Below are 19,540 nucleotides of genomic sequence, written 5' to 3'. Positions count from 1 at the left end.
GTGTTTAGGGATGGTGCGAATAGGTGTCCCCCGCCGGGAATGGTCCCGGTTAGTGTTGTTGTCGTTCGGGTGGAGGTCGACCGGGTGTCCCCGGCCAATGGTCAGCAGCGACCTGGCAGGGGTTACCTGGCGGAAATCCGGCCCGTAATGCGGGCGATATGAACAAGGGGCGTGCTGGTCATGGTCTGTCCAGAAACCACGACACGGCGCCCGGTGCAAGACGGTGAACCCGCCAATTACCGACGTCAGGGAATCGCCGGTTACAATCCGGAAAGCAATTGTGGGGATCGGGACAACAAGTTCTTCATCATGCATCGTCCCGGTCCTTCTTCTCACGCCATGCACGGTCGAGGGGAAACTTGATGACCGGGCCTTCGACCTTGTTCCCGCCGACGCCGGCACGGCGCTCCGCCTCGTCCTGGACGGCACGGGCGATCCCGAGCAGGGCACGGTGCCCGGCATCGAGATAGACGCGCTCCCCGTGGTTCTCGTAGACCCCGGCCAGCCGCACCACGACCTTGACGATCAGGTCATCCATCGCGGCCATCCATTTCGATCGTCCGCGATCCTGGCGAGTGGCGGAGGAAGATCTCGCGGAACCTGTCGCCGTCGATGTAGCGCTCGCGTATCAAGGCAAGGGCGACCGCCTGAACCGCCGCCCGATATTCGGTGACGATGGCCTTGGCATCGGCATAGAGGCGCTGCAGCTCCGCCTCGACGGCCTTGGCGAGCCGGTCGTTGATGGCGAGCATGTGCCCCACCTCCTCGGGCGTGCCCCGGTACAGCAGTTCGTTGCCCATGCCCAGACTCGCATAGGCGCTGGCCAGGAGGTTGGTCGCGTGTGCCAGGTCGCTCTTGGTGGAGCCGCCGGATCCGCTGCTGGCGCTGCCGACGATCACCTCCTCGGCACAGCGTCCCGCCAGCAGGAAGGTCACGTAACCGTCGACCTGTTCCCTGGACATGACGTCCGGCATCGCACCGATCACCGTCCTGCCGCCCGAGGGCCCGGCGCCGATGCTGGAGACCGCGGTGACTTCGGAAAGGCCAAGCACCTGCAAGACCACCGCATGCCCGGCCTCGTGAGCGGCGATGCGAAGCGCCAGATCGTCAGGACGATCCTCCGGAGGGGCAACCTGGGCGAGTAGGTCGGCGATCGCCATGGGCCGTTCCGCCTTGCGGGCGACGCTCCTCGCCAGCTTCACCCATTCGGTGACGTCGGCGCCGCTGGCGCCCCACCCCAGGGCAGCCACCTCGGACAGGTCCACGCCGGCAAGATCGTCGCCGAGGTGCTGGCGAAGGATGCCGGCCAACGCGGCCTTATCGGGCCTGCCGATCCAGATGATCCGGCTCAACCTGCCGGGCCTTGTCAGGGCGCTGTCGAGCTTTTCGGGAAAGTTGGTGGCGCCGATGACGATCAGCCTCGAGGAGACGCCGGAACTGGCGCTGTCGAGGGTAAGCAGCATATGCCCGACCACGGGCATCCACCATTCCGCGGCGCGGGCGGTGAGTTGGGCGCGATCCGGGATACTTTCGATCTCGTCGAGGAAGACGATCGCCGGCGCGTTGGCCGCGGCGCCCAGGAAAACTTGGTCGATCTGCTTGATGACCCCGTCGAGGTATCCGGTGCTGTTGGAGAACCAGGTACTCACCGACGTCGCGACCAAGGGAACCCCGGCTGCCCTGGCGAGGCTGCGGACGAAGGTGGACTTGCCCATGCCGGGCTCGGAGGCGAGCACGACGGTGCGCTGCAGGGCGGAGAAGTCGATCTCCCCGCGACGCCACGCATCGAGATCGGCGACGAGGCCGCGCGCCCACACCATGGCCTCGCCGTAGCCGTAGAGGCTGGCCAGCGGCGGGACCTGGGAGAGATCGTCGTCCTGACGAGAGGCGGCCTGTCCCGCGGCGATGAGGCGGGTGACGCACTCGGCGGGCTTGCTGCCCTTGCGGATGGCCAGGCAGATGTCGGTATAGGAAAGTCCCCGCGCGATATCCTTCGGCATGGTCTTCGGATAGCGGCCCGTGGCCGCGCGGATGGTCCGCCTGATGACCGTGTCGTCGGGGAGGTTGACCTTCACCGTCATGTCCGCCGATCCGGCCAAGCCCTCCGGGAGGTATCCCGAGGGGTTCTGCGACACCCCCAGGATGCGGTGGCCCCTGTCGACGGCATGGATGGCCTGGTCGCGGCTGTTATCCGCCCCGGCCTTCTGCTTGGCGGATTCGGATAGGTGCAGGTCCCAGTGCGCCATGGTCTTGGCGGCCTGCAGCAGCGGCTTGACCCAGGCGGCGCCCGGCGCCTCCACGACGGCGACGATGCCGGGGGCCTTGCGGAACACGCCGAGCTCCCCTGCCGTCGTCGCCTGCTCGATCATCAGGCGGGGCAGGGCGTTGCTCGCGGCCACAAGTCCGAACTGCTGGTCCTTGGGTGTCACCTCGATAAGGTAGGACGCTTCCTCGTCGAAGTCGTCATCGGGATCGAAGTCGTTTTGTCTCGAAGTCATAGGTGTCCTCGCGCCGGCGAGGACACGGGCATCTATGCCGCGGTGCCTGGCCGGTTCATATGGCGCCGCATCGGGCGCGTCGGGTTGTGGTTGTTCATGGGGTCACCGGAAGATGTTTTCGGAAGCCGGCCATCGAGCCAGCCATGCAGAAAGGCAGCAGACGCGGCGAGGCGCCCGGCGAGCGAGGCTTTCGCTTGTCGGGTTCGATCGTCGCGTCGATGTCGGTGGTGAGGGGATAGAACACGGGAAGGTACTCGATGGCGTCTTCCCGATGAACCGCAAGCCTATGCTTGCGAGGTAGACCGCCGGAAGACGAACGCGGTCGCGCGGCTGCCCGAAGGCGCCGAGATAACAGGTCCGCGTTTGGTTTGAGTGGTGATCATGCGTGAACAGATAGAGAACAAGGTCAAAGATGTCAACCAGCCTGAGAGAGCCTGAAGCCAGTAGGGTTAATTTGTAGCCGTGCGTCTTTTCTGGGCACGTCATCTCTTTGGGAGCAAACAACTATTGCAAAGTAGTCATTTCCGAACGACCGTGGGTCGAACACTTGGGGGCAAGATTCATGCAGATTACAACCTGTGGGCGGGGCGTGCACATACGCGAGGTTGTTGGCATCGACCGTCTGCGGAAGCTGCCCAATGAATGGTATGGGTTCACTAATCTTGATCTTGCTACCGGGAGGGGGCGATCGCGCGAGATCGATCTTGTGCTGGTTTCCGAAGACCGTATTTTCCTAATCGATCTCAAAGATTGGCATGGTCGTATAGAGAGCGACGGCAGCGGAAACTGGATACATAACGGCAGGGATACCGGTCCGTCCCCTGTTGGCAAGATCCATGCGAACGCAAAGGCGGTCTGGCAGCTCCTAACGGAGCACCTGAAGCGTCACATGAAAGGCGAGATAGTTCCGCGAGTAATTGGACTGGTAGTCGTGACTGGCAAGGCAGACACGACAGGCATCTCAGAAACCGAGAAGGGATCCGTTTTCACCGACGAGCAATTCATCTCGGCGGTTAGTAAGACCGGCACGCGGATCGATACGTTCGGAAAAGTAGCTATCTCATCGCATGGTCTTCTCACGGAAAAAGTCTGGAAAGACCAACTCAGCAAATTCTTTAACGCTAGAACCGGCCCGATCGTCCCCGGAAGACGTCGATACAACAACTTCGTCTCCAACTCTGACGAAGCTACCTTTCAGCACCCGGGCAAGATTTATAGCGAGTACGATGCGGTAGACGAAAACGCAGCCCAGACCCTCGGGACCTTACGCATCTGGGATTTCACCAAGGCCGATACACGTTTTCAGAACGACGAGGCCCGTCAGGAAGTCGCGGGTCGTGAACGCAGTGTCGTAGAGTATTTGAAAGACCGTAGCGAGGCGTGCGAAAACGCGATCCTTCACCCGCGGGCCGAAGATCCCGAGCGGGGAGTTGCATACTGGGAAATTTTCGATCGGCGTCAGCGCCTGCGGCGTCTATCCGAATTCGTGACGTCCGAAAATTCACACCTGGCGCGTGACCATCGGATCGAACTGGCACGCCAACTGATAGCTAGAGTGGCTGCGCTCCATGCTGCCGACGCTGCCCATCTCGATTTGGGAGGTCACAGCATTTGGCTAGAGTCTCCTTCAACGGTGAAACTGTCCCACCTGATGGCAGCGAAGTTCCCCCAAGTCGAATCCCTTGGGGAGCGCAGGTACCAGTTCCTCGCCAGTGCAAAGCTCCCCGAGGACGTGCTTGGTGGCGAAAACATTCCGAAGCGCCGAGATGTCTTTCTCCTGGCAGTAGCGGTTCACTGGCTGCTGATGGGCGTTCAACCTGCTCGGGACAGCGGGGAGGATATGCCTTTCGAGTGGGACCCTTCAATCGACGCAGAAGGGAAGTTCGCGTCTCTTCACCCATGGCTTGAACGCTGTCTATCACTAGACCCCAACGACAGGTTCGCGGATGCCCAATCGGCGTTGGATGCGTTCAACTCGGCCACCGCCGACCGACCTAATGCCGCAGAGGTAATCCGGGGACTGGAAAGGTTTCGGGAGACGTATCGTTCGCAAAGACAACTGTTTTCTGCTTTCCCCGAGATGGAGATGCTCAAGGAAAGCGACAGGGTCGACATTTGGAAGAGCGAAGATGGGGAAGGCCTTCCGGTACTTGTGAAGCTGTGGAAGAGGGCCGCTTGGGGTGACCAGACTCGAGAAGGTCCCCGCATTCTAGACTTCCTTATCAACGCACACGAAATGCAGCTGTCCCCCCTGGATGGATGTGCAGTGATTCAAGGCGCGTACTGGCTCGGCGACGCTATGGCCATCATTCAGCGGTGGGTTGATGGCAGCGTACTAACGGACGCTCGCGAAGCAGGACGCTTCCATGGTCAGCAGGTGCAATCGATCGAGTTCTGCCTATCGCTTGCCAATACAGTGAAGTCGATCCATGACGTCGGTCTCACACACGGCGACATCAAGCCCCAGAACATAATCGTCGCAGAGGACGGCGCCCCCGTTCTGATCGACATTCTCGACTTCCAGGCCAGCGATGACGGTGAGCCAACTAACACGGCTTACTCGCCTGCATCCGGTGGTCGACTTGAGCGAGACCGCTTCGCGGTCACAAAAATCACGGAAGAGGTGTTAGCCGAGGCGGGTCTTGATGCATCTGTCGCAATCAAGATCTCAGCTGCCCTCGATAGTTGCCGAGACACCGTGCCTGAAAACGGCACGCTTCTTCCGTTGATGGAGGCGCTCGAACTAGCTTTGCTTCCACAGCTCGAACAAGCATCGGCACGCCAGGTCAAGATTCAGGTGCCTGGAATATCCCCAGGTCCCCTGCTGTCGGACGAGGGCCAGTTCTATGTACGAAAGGGAGCTGTGAATCGATCGAGCCTTTTCATACGTGGCGCGTGCGAAGAACTGGAGGTCTTCCTCGATGATCGAATGCGTCCTGTCCGCGCGCGGCGGTGCACGATCGATCAGAAGCAGATAAGTCGACTGGCGAGGTTTGAGTTCATGCAATTCGAGGCTGAGATAGAAATATCCAGCTCGGTGGCCAGTGACTTTACCGATATCGACTTTCTCCTCGCTGATGAGGCCTTCCTGTCGAATTGGGGTAACCAGGCTACCAAGGGGGTCGATACCGCTGCAGGAGAAGAGATACCCGAAGCTCAGCCAGAGCCTACCTTCGACGACACGGCTTATGATGCGTTCAATGACAACCAAGCCGCAGCAGCAATCCCCAAGCTACCAACCGTTGATATACGGCGGTTATGGCAGTCACTCATCACGGCAGAGAGTGATCTTACCACCGATGGCGTGGCAGCGGCCGACAGCGGGTATAATCGCGATCTTAAGCGCCATATCGTGCCTTTCGAGCTGACTAGCGGAACATTCGATTTTAACCGAAACGATCGCGTTGGTGTCGAGCGACTCGATCGCAAGGGCGCCTGGCAACGTATAGGTGAACTCGATATCGCCAGGTCGAAGCCCGATCGGGTTTTCATCGACGCGGCGGACTGGAGTACGACCGGCAATGCAGCTCTCGTGACTGAAGAGCAGCGCCTGCGTTTCATAAGCCACTTCGAAATTCAAAGCCTCCGCCGTAGGGAATCTGCAATCGGTCGGACACTGAGTGGGCAGGCTCGTATAAAATCGATCCCAACTTTGTTCGAGCCCAAGACCGAATATCGTCCGGCATCTCTGGATCTTGCGGTGAGCGATGAAGATCTTGCTCGCTACGGATTAAACCAGGATCAGAGAGAGGCTTTCAGAAAGATTGTCGCCGTGCGCCCCTTAGGCGCCCTTCAGGGTCCTCCCGGGACAGGGAAGACCCTCTTCATCGCCGCCCTCACGCATTTCGCGCTCACGCGTGGCATGGCAAAAAACATCCTTCTTGCCAGCCAATCGCATGAGGCCGTCAACAATGCCGCCGAAGCGGTGCTAAGGCTTTTCGCCAACCAGGATGAGCAACCCAGCATTCTCCGCGTAGGTAACGAAGGCGTGGTCTCCGGGCGGCTGATGCCATTTCATACGGACCGATTGGAACAGCTCTACAAGGATCGCTTCGGTGCCGAGTTTCGTGACCGAATGAGGTTAGCAGGTAGGGCTCTTGGAATTCCATTGCCTGTAGTGGAAGCGATGATCGACATCGAGGTTCACATGCGACCCGTCGCCGAGAGAATCGTAAAGCTACGGGAGCAGCCAGAGCCGGAAGATGAACGGATAAACAGCTTGTCGAACACGCTGGAGGCTCTTGGCGAGAGCGTAGCTGGAGCAGGCGTGCTGGTGTTTGAGGAGGATCCACTGGAGGTGCTAGACGACACCTTGCGAGCTGTAATTGACCGTCTGACAGCAAGTGAGCGTCCAGCGCCCGAGAGGATCGGCAGGATGCGGTCCGTGTTCAACTTAGCCAAAGACTTCGTCGGTAGCGTATCTACGCAGCAGCGAGGCTACGAAGCATTCCTGGCCGGTACTCGGCAGATCGTTGCCGGGACATGCGTCGGACTTGGTCGCACGTCGTTAGGCCTTACCACGACCCCCTTCGATCTCGTCATCATCGACGAGGCTGCACGTTGTACCGCAAGTGAGTTAGCGGTCCCGATGCAGTCAGGGCGGTGGGTGGTGTTGGTTGGCGACCATGCGCAGTTGGAGCCCCAGCACCCCGCCACCGTCGTTTCGAAAGTCGCGAGCGAACTCGGCACCTCGGAACTCGCGGTTGTGCAAAGCGATTTCGAGCGCCTGTTCGAGAATGGTTATGGCAAGTCGGCAGGCGCCAGGCTCAAGACCCAATACCGCATGCTTCCTCCTATCGGGCAGGTTGTTTCGGATACCTTCTATGAAGGGATGCTCGAAGCTGGACGGACCACGCCTGAGATAGATCCGGAGATATTGCCGGAGGGCTTGGAGCAGCCGCTCACCTGGATAACCACAGACTCATTAGGTGCTTCCGGCGAAGAACGTACCGAAAGCACCGGTACCAGCAGGATAAATCCGGCGGAGGCCGATAGTATAGTTGCACTGCTCAAGAAGTGGTCGGCAACCGCTTCCTTCACAGAATGGGTCGCGGAACAAACGAAGCATGCCCACGTGATAGGCGTGATCTGTATGTACGCAGCGCAACGGGATCTCATCCGTAAGAAGATCCAGGCGGCTAACCTACCTGAAGCATTCCGTCGCTCTATCAAGATCGATACCGTAGATAGTTACCAAGGCAAGGAAAACCCGATCGTTGTCCTTTCGCTTGTGCGCAACAATGTCTCGGGCCAAGCGGAGCGAGGGCTCGCCACCATAAAGCCAGGCTTTTTGCAGCGACCGAACCGCATCAACGTAGCTGTCAGTCGCGCCATGGATCGCTTGATTATTGTTGGCGCGAAATCACGTTGGCAAGTCGGTAGTCCAATGCAGCGGCTCTCGGAAGCAGTAGAGGAGCGCTTCAGCGCCGGAGATGCTCAGGTGATATCGGCGTCCGCGCTGCTGGGGGACGTTGGAGACCGGCGAGATGCGGTCAAGGAAACGGTGGCCACGGCATGATCACGCAAACAAGACCGATCCTGTCTCTGACGGGGCTATTGAAACCAGAGGAAGATAAGGATCTCGAACTAGCGAGCTACGATGTACTTCTTCCTTGCCGCCGGTTCGATGTCGATCACAAGGTAGCTGTTCTCGGTCGGGTGTCCCTCACCGCCGAGTTCTTGTTGCGATTGGTGAAGTCGGTCGATGGGATCGACGAGAACGAGGCTGCCTTGTTCTTCGGCTTCGGTTTGAGGGACATGTCGTTCGTTCTCGCCGAGGTCGCGGGGCTGGGATACGTCGAGCGGCGAGAAGGTAGGCTTTGGATTACCCTTTCGGGTATGAGCCTTTTTTTGGAAGGATCGGACGAACCGAAGATATTCGATGTGGAAGCTCGGCGTGAGAATGTCGGTTTCGACCTCATCTCCCTTGCCTATGAACATCCTCGAGGCCTCGATGACTTCTCGAGGGCTCTTCCAGAGTTGCCACTCCTACAGCCTGAGCGTGCCAGCGCCGCAGCTGGAAACATCTACTCGGCCTTCCGGAAATCGTATTCGGAGATTGCCAGCAGAAGGGACAAGGCGTCGTTCGACAAGCGATCGCTCTACTCGATTGATCACGTGAGCCCGGGAGATCGCTTTTCGAGCTCAGTGAAGTTGACCATCAAGTCCACTGGGCTCCGTCCTTGGGCAGGTGTGGCTGATCTAAGCGAATGGCGCAACGAGGTAGAACAGGAAGACCGCCCCGAGGTGTTGGACGCCGTGGCAGCTTTCGTTGATGACCTCTCGGTCACCCAGAGAAGTGGAGATCGGGAAGCTTATGAGGTGCTCATATCGCTAGCTCCCGAGTTCCTCAAGGAATTCGTCCGCAAGAGCGGTCTAGCCGTCGATCAGTACTATCGCGAAACCTTCAACCGTGTTGGTGAAGTGCGATCGAACCGTCAGACTATCGCCTTCGTAGGTTCTCTTTTCACCCGCGACAACGTGCGCAAACTTACCGAGGCTTACAGCATAGCACTTCGGTCAAGGTCACGACCGTCAACCTTGCTGTGGTTGATCCCCATCGTGAAGCATTGGGGCGCGACGAAAACACTTCCCGAATTGCTGCGGATGATGGCGTCGCGAAATGGAGCAGATAACAATAGTGACCGTCCGGCCACCACTGTTGGCTTGGTGTCAGGTTGGCCCGATGCTCACGTCAAAAAAGCGTTCGCCCAGGTCTGCAAAAGCGATGCGCCAGCATTCCCTCAAACGCTCGAGTTGCTGATAGTACCGGGTGTCTTGGTAGCGGCGTCAATCCACGCTCCCATTGGGTCCAAGGCCGGCCTACCGGTGCCTCTGGGTTTCATCAGTTTCGATCCCCGTGTAGTCGAGCGAGCATCGGAATATGTCGGGCACTCTTTGCACCGGTACGTCAAGGAAGACGCACTCGAACGTAGAATTCGCGAAGACTTGGCACGCACAACCGCGGATGAGGGTGAAATGAGCAGCTCAGTCCCGGAATGATAACTGTTCCCCGTGAAGGGCAAATATGGTGGCTGTCGCGAGGGACTCTATCGAGGCAGTGCGCCTAGTGTGATTGTGGAAGAGCAATCGACCAGCGGCATGCGGGCAGGGATGTCTGCACACTAAGCGTCGTCCCAGGGTCCTACCAAGAGTCTATTCGTTCGGACCGTTGAAGTATCCGCCAGCGTCGTGCTGCCGTCCGGTGGTCCCCATATGACGGTAGGCTTCGAGACGGGTGATGCGGTATGCATTGGCGACTCCGAACTTGCTCTTCTTGCTCGGCACATGCTCAATGTGGACCATGCCGTTGGCAGCGAGAAAGCTTAGCGCCGGCTTGATGTCGTCGCGATAGATACCGGTGTAGTCCTCGATCATGTCGTAGGTGACATGTGCCATGTTGTCGTTACGATCACGCCGAGACACGAAGAGCAGATAAAGCTTCAGCGCGTTGAGCTCGACGGCCTTCCGGCAACGGAACTCTTGAAAAAAGCTGATCTCGCCATTGCCGGTGTACAAGGGCTTTGCCGGTAGCATTGCCCATCCGCTGCCCGCATCGTAACCGACGATACTATATCGGCTTTGCGAGAGCTTCTTCACAAGTTTACCCTCGATAAAGCCAAGGCCGCGCGCGATCGTTGATCGGCTGAGGCCGGTTCCCTTCTGCAGCAGATCGTAGGTGACCTTGGCCTCGCCCGTCTCCTGATCGGCATGCTGCACGATGACGATTAACGTCATCAAACCCGCAAGCCCATCGATACCATCCTCCGCCCAATCGATATCTCTGAGGTGGTGTTCCTCGGCTTCGATCCAGTGCGTCGGAAAACGCACCCAGTTCAGCATGGCCATCTTATCGCTTCGGCCCCTGCTTCGAGTGCTCATGGACGACATAGATCGCCCACGCGGCGAGGCCAAAGCCTGCCAAGACGACAAGAAGTGCGAGGCTAGACGACGGGAGGTCACCGAGCGTCTCTATGATTTCATTCACCGTTTCCATCGGGGGTCCTTTCGGCATCAGTGGACCCAAAAATGCGACGAGGGGGCAGGTTTATCTAGATACAGTCAACTGCTCTGAGGCGCCATGTTGGCCTAATACCACTTATAAATCAGCGATTTAATCAAGAATGATGTATTCTACGAAGATCTCTAAAGTAGTCCATAAGCGAACTTTCGTGAACCAGAAAGGCCGAGATGCTCAAGATAAAGGCATCACATCCACTCTCGACACTAATCATCTTGAACCGACTACCAGTTGGTTTTAGCGTGGCAGCGGATGCGACCGTTTCATCCCTTGTCGCTGCCATTATCTCTTTCGATCTCATCGAGCCACTGTTCCAGCGACACAATATCCGATGCGTCGTTCCCGTCCTTGCTTCTCGAGGCACTGAGCCCGGCCAGCATCGATCGGCACGTGGCTTCGCCCTCGTCGGCGGCCTCGTCTTCCCGTCGATGCGAAGGGATGCCTTGGAAGTAAGCGAGCTTCTTCTCGAAATGGCGGATAAGCTTGTCGCGCTTGGGGTCGACGGCAGGAACCCGCATCAGCACCAGAACTCGTGGCCATCTGGCCAACGGCGGGCCAGCCCTTCGGAGATGAGGATGTCACCGACATCGGTGCCGTTGATCCTGATCGTCGCGAGCGTCCGGTCGTAGCGATCGGTACCGAAAGTCTCCACCGTGAAGCTGTTGCCGTTCAACAGTTCGAGCAGGCGGGAGCTCGCGCGGTGCGCCAGGGCCTTCTCTGCCTCGCCGCCGCAGATGTCGTTGTAGGGCTCCGGCGTGTCGTATGCCTGCAGCCTCAGGTTCATGCCGTCCAGCCAGATGGTGTCGCCATCGACCACGCATGTGTGGCGCTGTCCGGATCCGCACATGCGGAACTGAACCCGCATCTCGGAGGCGACGACCGCTTGTCCCCCACCGGGCAGGAACGTGTCGGCTGCAATCCAACCGAGCGTACAGACGCTCACCAGCGCCGCAACGGCGAGCGCCGGGGTTATCGCGTCGGGCTTGCCGGAGGTCCGCGGCTTATATGGACGCCGCTTTGGGTCGAAACGGATGATGCTCATGCCATCACCATAGCAAGTAAGCGTTTCCGGTTCATTTCGTCCTACGATGGCAATCGATCCTCACCGGCATTCCGGCAGTTCGTCCCATCGCGTCGTGTACCTGGGCGTCCGCATCTCGAACTTGGTCGAGAACGTCTCCCGCCTTATCCCCATCGCCGCCGGGAACACCGTTGCACGTCCCCAACGCTTGTTGGCGGCGTCTAGGGCCTGCATGACCTTGGTGGCCCGATCATGGTCGAGGCCGTCGAACAAAGCCTTCTGCGTTCCTGTCGGCGTCACCAGATCCTGGGTAATGATGCCGGCCTTGGCGTAGCGGTATCCGGACTTCCAGAGTTGGTCGACCGCGCTTCGGCTGGCCTTAAGCAGTGCCATGGTGTCGTTGGTCGCTTCCGGCAGCTGCACCGACATGGAGACGCTCCGCTGCGGCTCGTCATCGTCGAAACGACTGGTGTGCATGAAGACGGTGACCTGGTCGGTTGCGAGGCCATGGCGCCGCAGCTTCTCGCCCAGCCGGGTGGCGTAGCCAGCGACCGCCTGCTCCATCTCCTGCTTGCGGGTCACGCGTTGGCCGAAAGAGCGGGTTACGGCGCAGCCCTGACGCACGGGAGCCACCGTCTCCAGCGGCATGCAGGAGCGCCCGTTGAGTTCGTGCACCAGGCGCTCGCCGACGACGGTCATCAGTTGCCGAGCCTGCCGCGGCTCGAGGTCCCGCACCTGGCCTGCGAACTGGATGCCCATGGCAGCCAGCTTGGCCTGGTTGGCGGGTCCGATGCCCCAGACGTCGCCGATTGGGAAGTCGGCCATGAGGCGGGCCCGCTCCGTGGGTTCACTCAGGTCGAGGACGCCTTCGGGCAACTTCTTGGCGGCCTTGTTGGCGAGCTTGGCTAAGGTCTTGGTCGGGCCGATGCCGACGCAGGTGGGAATTCCCGACCACTGCTTGACCGTGGAACGCAGGTCCTTCGCCCAAGCGGTGCGGTCCTTCACCTCAAGTCGGCTGACGTCGATGAAGCTCTCGTCGATGGAATATATCTCCACGTCCGGGCTGAAGCGGTCGTAGATTTGGTTGAGGCGCCGGCTCATGTCGCCGTAGAGCGCGTAGTTGGAGGACAGGGCCACCACGCCCTCCCGCCGGCACAGGTCCTTGATCTGGAAATACGGATGGCCCATCCGGATCCCAAGCGCCTTGGCCTCGTTGGTGCGGGCTACGGCGCAGCCATCGTTGTTGCTGAGGACGATGACAGGACGCTTTTCGAGCTTGGGGTCGAACACCCTCTCGCAAGAGCAGTAGAAGCTGTTGCCGTCGACCAGGGCGAAGGCGGTCACTTATTGAGATCGCGGATGGTGGCAGTCACCACGCCCCAGACCGACACTTCGGTGCCATCCGATACCAAGAACGGCGGCAGCTTGGCGTTCTCGTTCTGCAGTACGAAGGTGCCGCCGCGCCGGTTCAGGCGCTTGAGGGTGGGTTCACCGTCGACAATCGCCAACACGATCGACCGGTGTTTCGGCGAAATCGAACGGTCGACGATCACCACGTCCCCGGGGAATATCTTGACGTCCACCATGCAGTCCCCGACCACCCGCCACAGGAAGGTTGCGGTCGGGTTCTGGACCAGCACCTGGTTCAGATCGATCATGTCCTCGATGAAGTCGTCCGCCGGCGACGGGAAACCTGCGTGGACGGTCCGACCGACAAGGGGAACGCTCAGCTGGAACAGCGAGGAGAGCGGTACCGGCATGCGGTGGTCGGCGATGGCGGCGTTGAGGGGCATGTCTTCTCCGGCGTCGATTCCTGAAAGGATCGTCGACGTTACCGAACAAAACAAGAACTGTTTTCATCGGCGTCGGGGCGAACCTGTAGGTCGCGCGCACTGGATAGCCCAACGGCTGAATGATCGCCGTTCGAGGCAACGGGCATCGACCCATAAAATCTTGGTGTCGACCCAGGTCCGATTTGGCCCGAATGGCAAATCATACGTCTAAGCGTACGTATCGCTTACCGTATGAAGGAGGATCCAACGTAAGCACGTCTGGGATCGATGGATCCGCCATCCTTAGCAACCCGTAGCCTATTCCTGCCAAGCCTGTCATAAGGCCAGGCCTAAATAGATGGGGCGCATTGGACGAAAATCGCTGCCAGACCATGCAGTCTACTTGAGGTCTCCCGCCCAAGTTCATCGCGCTAGCGGCAATGCCGATGTTTGTGACTCCCATACTACCGTGGCAAAGTCCCGGTTCCTGCATATGGTCCAATTGGAGGAGTTCGGTGGCGACGAGAGCCTTGAGCGCACCATCAACTAAATCCTCGGAGTTGTTCACTTGAGCTGCCGCAATCCGGCAAAGGGCGATCCCTGGAGCGCCGTGACACCATGTTGCTTGATCACGATGTAAATCGTCATCGGGATCAGTCCAGCGGTCACTAGACGTAATATTGAGTTCGGTCGATATTACCGCGTGGACAAGCTCTTGAGGCATTAACTCCGGCAGCACCGATGAAAGGCGCGCCGAGGCGAGCATAACACCGCTCCAGCCATGCGCTGCGCCACGCGAGAATGGGAGTTTCGAACCGACCTGTGTATTCTCCATATCCTCGATAGCGTTACGGAGATGCCTTGCCGTTGCTTGGAGGAGACGCTCGCTTGCGGAAGACCTGCGGACTGCGTGCAGCGACAGTCCAGCCAACACCAAACCGGCCGTACCCGAAACTAGGTCGGCGGTGACCCTGGTATCATCCAAGCGCAGCGTGATTTCTTCCGCTGCCTGCTCGGCCTGTTCGATAAGGTTGTCGTCGCCCAACAGGCGGGCGAGATGCGGCAGTGAATATACCACGCCGCCCAACCCATCAAAGACCCCCAACCCTGACTGTTCGAATGTACGGCTTCGGGTTTCACGAAGCGCCATGTGGGCCAGCGTCGCAAAGCGACCGTCCCCTGTTGCTGCATCCAGTTGGCCTAGGAACAAAGCGATGCCGAGAAGCCCGTCGTAAAGACTTCCCTGAACTGGTCCGATGGCGTTGCTTGCTCCATCGTCCCCTGGTGAGAGTTGCAACCAACTGGCTGCATCGGAGGTCGTGATCGCCTCCGAAATCAGTTGTTCACCGATTAGCTTAGCTTCATCCACCGCGCGCGATCGCTGTACTACGTCGATGATGGTGCTGGGCTGGATGCCGAATGTTGCCCGGATGAGACCAAGCTGACGTTCAAGATCGTTATCACCCATGCCCTTTAGCCGCTCAGCAGCGGCGTTTCTTCCGGAGCGCGCGAACCTAAAGCGTGTTGGGCCGAATCCGATAGATGAACTGGCTCCCCGAACGCTGAAGTAGGGTATGTCCGCGGCGCGCAGTTGTCGCAATTCGAAGGGCGCGGCAGCGAGCCGAAGTGCATCCGGAGCATTGGTCCATGATGCTGCAAGAATACGGTCGGCTTGAATGGCGTCGTGGAGCGCGGATGGATGGGTGCTCTCTCGAAGCATATCTGCGTAGTAAGCGGTCGGTCTCAGCACCAACCGGACAGCCTGTCCTCCGAGCTGATCCAGGATACCTCCCGCAGCCGCCAATGGTTGACGGATCCTTTGGAGCGCGGAATAGCCATCCGAATATCCAGCTTCGATCTCAGCCACATAATCGATGGCTGGTACTCGGACCGTCCCTCGGCGGGGCAGGCTGGCCACGTCACCGAGTTGCCAGGCGACACGTTCGACTCTCGCTTCGGGCAGACCCGCGTCCACCAGCGCGAGGGTCATGAGTTGGGTATTCTGTCCCGGAGCGGCGGCCAAGGCGCCAAGCTCCTTTCCATCGATAGAGGGCAGCATGCCGACGCCGAGCACGGAGCTATCTCTAACGGTTTCAGCTGCCGCGGATGCGGATCGGTCAGCGGCTTTGAATTGAGGTGCCAGCAGGGTCTCCAGATCGACCACGATGGGCTGTTCCCCGGCGGCTATGAGATTCTCGAAGTGGCAGTCGCTGCCGCCCATGACATGTAGGGCCGCGAGAAGAGAACCTGCGCGCCGGAAGTATCTGGATACCGCAGCGTCGCTTCGGCAGGAGTTGCAACGAACATGCTCCATCCAGCCGTAACTCGTGCGATTTATGACACATACGGTCCGCAACGAGTCTTTCAAGCCAGCTCGGTTCATGGCCCCGATAAGGTCTTGAAACACTTTCGTTGAGCCGAGCGGTCGTGGTTTGTAAATTAATTCCGCTCCACTAGCGAAGCGAAGGCGAGTCACCCTCCGCCCGCCAGAATGCGGGTCGCCTGACGTGGCGCGTGCCGCAACGAGGCGATCCGCGGCGGCTATCCCGAATTCCTCTTCGATGCATCCCCGGTCGTTTTGGAGCCGTCGGACCATCTCCAAGCTTGCCGCCAACCAGCGGTCGCAACGCAAATGCACTTGTCGGAGGAGCGCCGGATAGTTCTCGAAGAATTCTCGCTGAGAACGTCGATCTTCTAGGTGGTCGCGGAAATCGGCGTGCGCCCAATCCGTTCCTCGTCCCTCAAGGTCCGCTATCCGCTTTTCCAGCGTGAGGGGTCTGAACAACAGTTCATCGAGTTCGTCGCCAAGCGCCCTAGCGAGTGAAGCCGAGACCTTCTTTGCCGAAAGGTTCGCGCCGATAAATTGATCAAGATCTGCCGACACTTGACGGCGGAACGATAGGACTATGCTCTTTATCAATCCTCCGGTCGATCGGTTGAGGACCCAGCCAGGACTGGCCCAGGTCGGGGCATTTGTTGGTTTGAGAACTCGGACGACCTCGGCGGTATTCGGCAGGAAAGGAACCTCGGCAATCGCACAATCTTCCGTCTCCAAGAAACCGGGCGGAAAGCCGCGGCCCGTTTGGTCGCTGCCCGGCAAACATTCCTCGGCCACGTTGCGGAGCAGCGTTCGTCGTTCACCGATGCCGAGCGCTGCCGGCCAGCGGACGATGGATCGAGTATCCAACTGCAGGCTCGACTTCGCTCAGCGTCTACGCTCACGGGGGCGACAGTCTGCTGCCACAGTGGAGCAACTGGTGGCTACCGTGCTGCACTTCGTCGAAACAGTGCTGCATGTGGTGGCAACGGTAGAACAGCTGGTAGACACGCTGCTGCAAGACGTCGACACGGTCGAGCAGCTTGTCGCCACCGTGGAACAGGTCGTCGCGACCGTGGAGCATGCCGTCGCAACGGTGGAGCACTTGGTAGAAACGGTGGAGCACGTCGTAGCAACCGTTGAGCAGGTGGTGGCGACAGTACCGGCTTGGCGTTCAAAAGTGCCGGTCGTGTCAGGGCTGCTTTGCAGCCAGCCGACCGGGTGTGCAGGAAGGGAAGCCCGTTCCTCCTCGCTCAAAGAGGCAAGGAAGTCGGCGTCACGCCAAGCGCGGATGACTAGAGCTGTAGAAAGCTCGAGTCTGCCAACATGGTTTCCAGCATGCTCCAAAGATACCTCCCGATCTCTATTTGCAACCGCCGAGGCTTGATCCTCTTAGCCAAGCAACAAAACCTGGCAGTGATACAAAGTCAAACAGTATCTGTTGTTATGTTGCATCAGCACACTCCTATCAAACGTATCCAAAGCTGAAAGCACGTGGAGCGTCTCCTTTCAGGGATTCTTGCCATGACTGTCGGTAACTGCCGCCACGACTCCCAAACCGGCAGGACCTCCATTCTCTCTTGGATCTGGTTGAACGTCATCAGTGACGCGACTTATCCCCCGCACCTGCCAACCGCTTACTATCTTTCTCACCAGGAGGAAGTAGATGCTGCAGATATTGGTAATCATGGCCGGATCCCTTTTAGCGGCCATCGGCTGGTTAGTCCGGCGCCGAATCCGAAATGAAGCAGTAGACGAGATCATCAAACGCCGCCTCAGCCTCGTCGAGCTCCACCATCGTATGAAGGCTGAAGGAATTGATGCTAATGATCTCAGCCGTCTTGAGACCGAAATGATCAGTCTCGGCGGTGCCAAGAACCAAGCCCAAACGCCCCGTAGCCGGCTCGCCTCAGTCCCGCCCGGCCCGGTCGAACGAATGAACAATGTGTAGACACCGGTGTTGAGTGCAGAACATTGGTTTCAGGAGCACAACTTAGGTGTTTTCACCATCCACCAGATGCCGCCGCACCACCGCCAGAAACGCATCCCCATACCGGTCCAGTTTCCCCTGTCCCACGCCGGGCAGGTTGAGCATGTCGTGCGGATGGGTCGGCTGCGCCAGGGCCATGGCCTTGAGCGTGGCGTCGTGGAAGATCACATAGGGCGGCACGCCCTGCGCCTTGGCCAGCCGCAGGCGCTCGGAGCGCAGCGCTTCGAACAGTGGCTTGGCATGGTCGGGCACGTCCACCGATCGGGCCAGCGACCGGCGCACCTCCACGGATTTTTTGGGGCGGTCCTTCCGCAGGGTCACGCTGCGTTCGCGCTTGAACACGTCATGCGCGGCCGCGCTCAGCGTCAATGCGCCATGATTGGCGTGATCGACCACGATGAGGCCCATGGCCGTCAGTTGCCGGATTACCGATTGCCAGGCCTTGGCATCCAGCTCCTGCCCCTGGCCGAAAACCTTCTGGTGCTGGTGCCCGAAGCGGGTGACCTTCTCGGTTTCCTTGCCCACCAGCACGTCGATGATGTGGGCGGCGCCGAAGCGCATGCCGGTACGATAGATGGCCGCCATCGCCTTGATGGCCGCCTCCGTCCCGTCCCAGCTTTCCACTGGCGCCCGGCAGGTGTCGCAATTGCCGCAACCGCCCGCATGCGCCTCGCCAAAATGGTTGAGTATGGCTTGGCGTCGGCACGACGCGGTTTCGCACACCCCCAGCAGGGCATTGAGCTTGCCGTGCTCGAGCCGCTTGATCTCGTCCGGGGCATTGCCCTCGTCGATCATCCGGCGGCGCTGCACCACGTCGGCCATGCCGTAGCTCATCCACGCATCGGCCGGTTGGCCGTCGCGCCCGGCGCGTCCCGTTTCCTGGTAATAGGCCTCGATGGACGCGGGAAGGTCCATATGCGCCACGTAGCGCACATCAGGCTTGTCGATCCCCATGCCGAAAGCCACGGTGGCCACGAGGCAGAGGCCTTCTTCCTTGAGAAAGGCGTCCTGGTTGGCGCTGCGCAGCTCGGCGCTCATGCCGGCGTGATAGGGCAGGGCGCGGATGCCCTTGTTCGAGAGCCAGTCTGCGACGTCCTCGACCTTTGCGCGCGAGAGGCAATAGACGATGCCGCTCTCGCCCTTGTGGCCGGCGAGAAAGTCCAGCAATTGTTCGCGCGGCTTGTCGCGCTCGACGATCGAATACGAAATGTTGGGTCGGTCGAAACTGGTGGTGAACACCTCGGCCTGTTCGAGCCCCAGGCGTTCGATGATGTCTTCGCGCGTCGTCGGGTCCGCCGTCGCCGTCAGCGCGATGCGCGGCACGCCGGGGAAAAGCTCGACGAGGTGGATGAGCTCGCGATATTCGGGCCGGAAGTCGTGGCCCCACTGGCTCACGCAATGCGCCTCGTCGATGGCGAAAAGCGCGATGTCGGCATCGGCCAGCATGTTGGCAAAGCCTGGCGTCGCCACGCGTTCGGGCGCAACATAGAGAAGATCGAGCTCGCCTCGCCGCAGCTTGCGCCGCACCTCGGCGCTTTCCTCGGCGCTCAGCGATGAATTGAGCGCCGCCGCCGCGACGCCCGCCTGCTTCAGCGCCTCCACCTGATCGCGCATCAGGGCGATGAGCGGCGAAATGACGATGCCGACGCCGGACCGGCAGATGGCCGGAATCTGGTAGCACATCGACTTGCCTGCGCCGGTCGGGAACAGCACGACGGCGTCGCCGCCCCCGGCCACATGGTCGATCACGTCGGCCTGCTGGCCACGGAATTCCCGATGGCCGAAAATATCGCGCAGAACCGCGAGCGGGCTCGGCCGCTCGTGGCGGTGGGGCGAGAACAGGTCGAGCGACTCAATGGCTTCCACGCCCCTGTTGAATCACGCGGCCGGTAAGGAGGCAACCGAGCCCGATGTTCAAATCC

Annotated in this window: 13 protein-coding genes; 3 read left to right on the top strand and 10 right to left on the bottom strand. The window is 59.8% G+C overall.

What is annotated here, in order from left to right; translation table 11 throughout:
- Positions 1-307: 307 nt before the first annotated feature.
- Together CCK88_RS12620 and CCK88_RS12615 are read right to left on the bottom strand one after the other, a co-directional pair.
- Entirely contained in the window at positions 308-538 is a 231-nt protein-coding gene (locus CCK88_RS12620) for a hypothetical protein (RefSeq protein ID WP_140048983.1), read from the bottom strand.
- Positions 531-2,498 (bottom strand): AAA family ATPase, encoded by a 1,968-nt coding sequence (locus CCK88_RS12615; RefSeq protein ID WP_086470970.1) that lies wholly within the window; start codon positions 2,496-2,498, stop codon positions 531-533. Before CCK88_RS12615 ends, CCK88_RS12620 begins: the two co-directional genes overlap by 8 nt.
- A 562-nt stretch (positions 2,499-3,060) precedes the next feature.
- Here CCK88_RS12615 and CCK88_RS12610 point away from each other — a divergent pair.
- Both CCK88_RS12610 and CCK88_RS12605 read left to right on the top strand, forming a co-directional pair.
- Positions 3,061-8,016 (top strand): AAA domain-containing protein, encoded by a 4,956-nt coding sequence (locus CCK88_RS12610; RefSeq protein ID WP_086470969.1) that lies wholly within the window; start codon positions 3,061-3,063, stop codon positions 8,014-8,016.
- Complete coding sequence (locus CCK88_RS12605; protein ID WP_086470968.1) at positions 8,013-9,500, top strand: hypothetical protein; 1,488 nt, start codon at positions 8,013-8,015, stop codon at positions 9,498-9,500. The genes CCK88_RS12610 and CCK88_RS12605 overlap by 4 nt, the downstream gene beginning before the upstream one ends.
- A 153-nt stretch (positions 9,501-9,653) precedes the next feature.
- Here CCK88_RS12605 and CCK88_RS12600 read toward each other — a convergent pair whose 3' ends face one another.
- The 7 genes from CCK88_RS12600 to CCK88_RS18905 all read right to left on the bottom strand — a co-directional run bounded on the left by CCK88_RS12600 (position 9,654) and on the right by CCK88_RS18905 (position 16,885).
- Positions 9,654-10,346 (bottom strand): hypothetical protein, encoded by a 693-nt coding sequence (locus CCK88_RS12600; RefSeq protein ID WP_086470967.1) that lies wholly within the window; start codon positions 10,344-10,346, stop codon positions 9,654-9,656.
- Between the two features lie 435 nt (positions 10,347-10,781).
- Positions 10,782-11,036: a hypothetical protein gene (locus CCK88_RS12595; RefSeq protein ID WP_086470966.1), complete on the bottom strand. Its 255-nt coding sequence runs from the start codon at positions 11,034-11,036 to the stop codon at positions 10,782-10,784.
- Positions 11,036-11,560 (bottom strand): thermonuclease family protein, encoded by a 525-nt coding sequence (locus CCK88_RS12590; RefSeq protein WP_086470965.1) that lies wholly within the window; start codon positions 11,558-11,560, stop codon positions 11,036-11,038. Before CCK88_RS12590 ends, CCK88_RS12595 begins: the two co-directional genes overlap by 1 nt.
- A 60-nt stretch (positions 11,561-11,620) precedes the next feature.
- Positions 11,621-12,883, bottom strand: a complete 1,263-nt coding sequence (locus tag CCK88_RS12585; RefSeq protein ID WP_086470964.1) for a Y-family DNA polymerase — start codon at positions 12,881-12,883, stop codon at positions 11,621-11,623.
- On the bottom strand, positions 12,880-13,332 hold the full coding sequence (locus CCK88_RS12580) for a LexA family protein (protein WP_244557519.1): 453 nt from the start codon (positions 13,330-13,332) through the stop codon (positions 12,880-12,882). The genes CCK88_RS12585 and CCK88_RS12580 overlap by 4 nt, the downstream gene beginning before the upstream one ends.
- 199 nt (positions 13,333-13,531) lie before the next feature.
- Entirely contained in the window at positions 13,532-16,411 is a 2,880-nt protein-coding gene (gene lanM / locus CCK88_RS12575) for a type 2 lanthipeptide synthetase LanM (RefSeq protein WP_170926484.1), read from the bottom strand.
- Positions 16,412-16,516: 105 nt separating this feature from the next.
- Positions 16,517-16,885 (bottom strand): hypothetical protein, encoded by a 369-nt coding sequence (locus CCK88_RS18905; protein ID WP_425290636.1) that lies wholly within the window; start codon positions 16,883-16,885, stop codon positions 16,517-16,519.
- Positions 16,886-17,294: 409 nt separating this feature from the next.
- On the opposite strand from CCK88_RS18905, the gene CCK88_RS18250 reads away from it, so the two are divergent.
- Positions 17,295-17,579, top strand: a complete 285-nt coding sequence (locus CCK88_RS18250; RefSeq protein ID WP_140048982.1) for a hypothetical protein — start codon at positions 17,295-17,297, stop codon at positions 17,577-17,579.
- Between the two features lie 42 nt (positions 17,580-17,621).
- On the opposite strand, the gene recQ is transcribed toward CCK88_RS18250, so the two are convergent.
- On the bottom strand, positions 17,622-19,484 hold the full coding sequence (gene recQ / locus CCK88_RS12565; protein ID WP_086470961.1) for a DNA helicase RecQ: 1,863 nt from the start codon (positions 19,482-19,484) through the stop codon (positions 17,622-17,624).
- Between the last annotated feature and the right edge of the window lie 56 nt (positions 19,485-19,540).

The organism is Devosia lucknowensis, assembly GCF_900177655.1.
GTDB classification, from domain to species: Bacteria; Pseudomonadota; Alphaproteobacteria; order Rhizobiales; family Devosiaceae; genus Devosia; species Devosia lucknowensis.
This window is presented reverse-complemented; position numbering and strand designations above follow the sequence as displayed.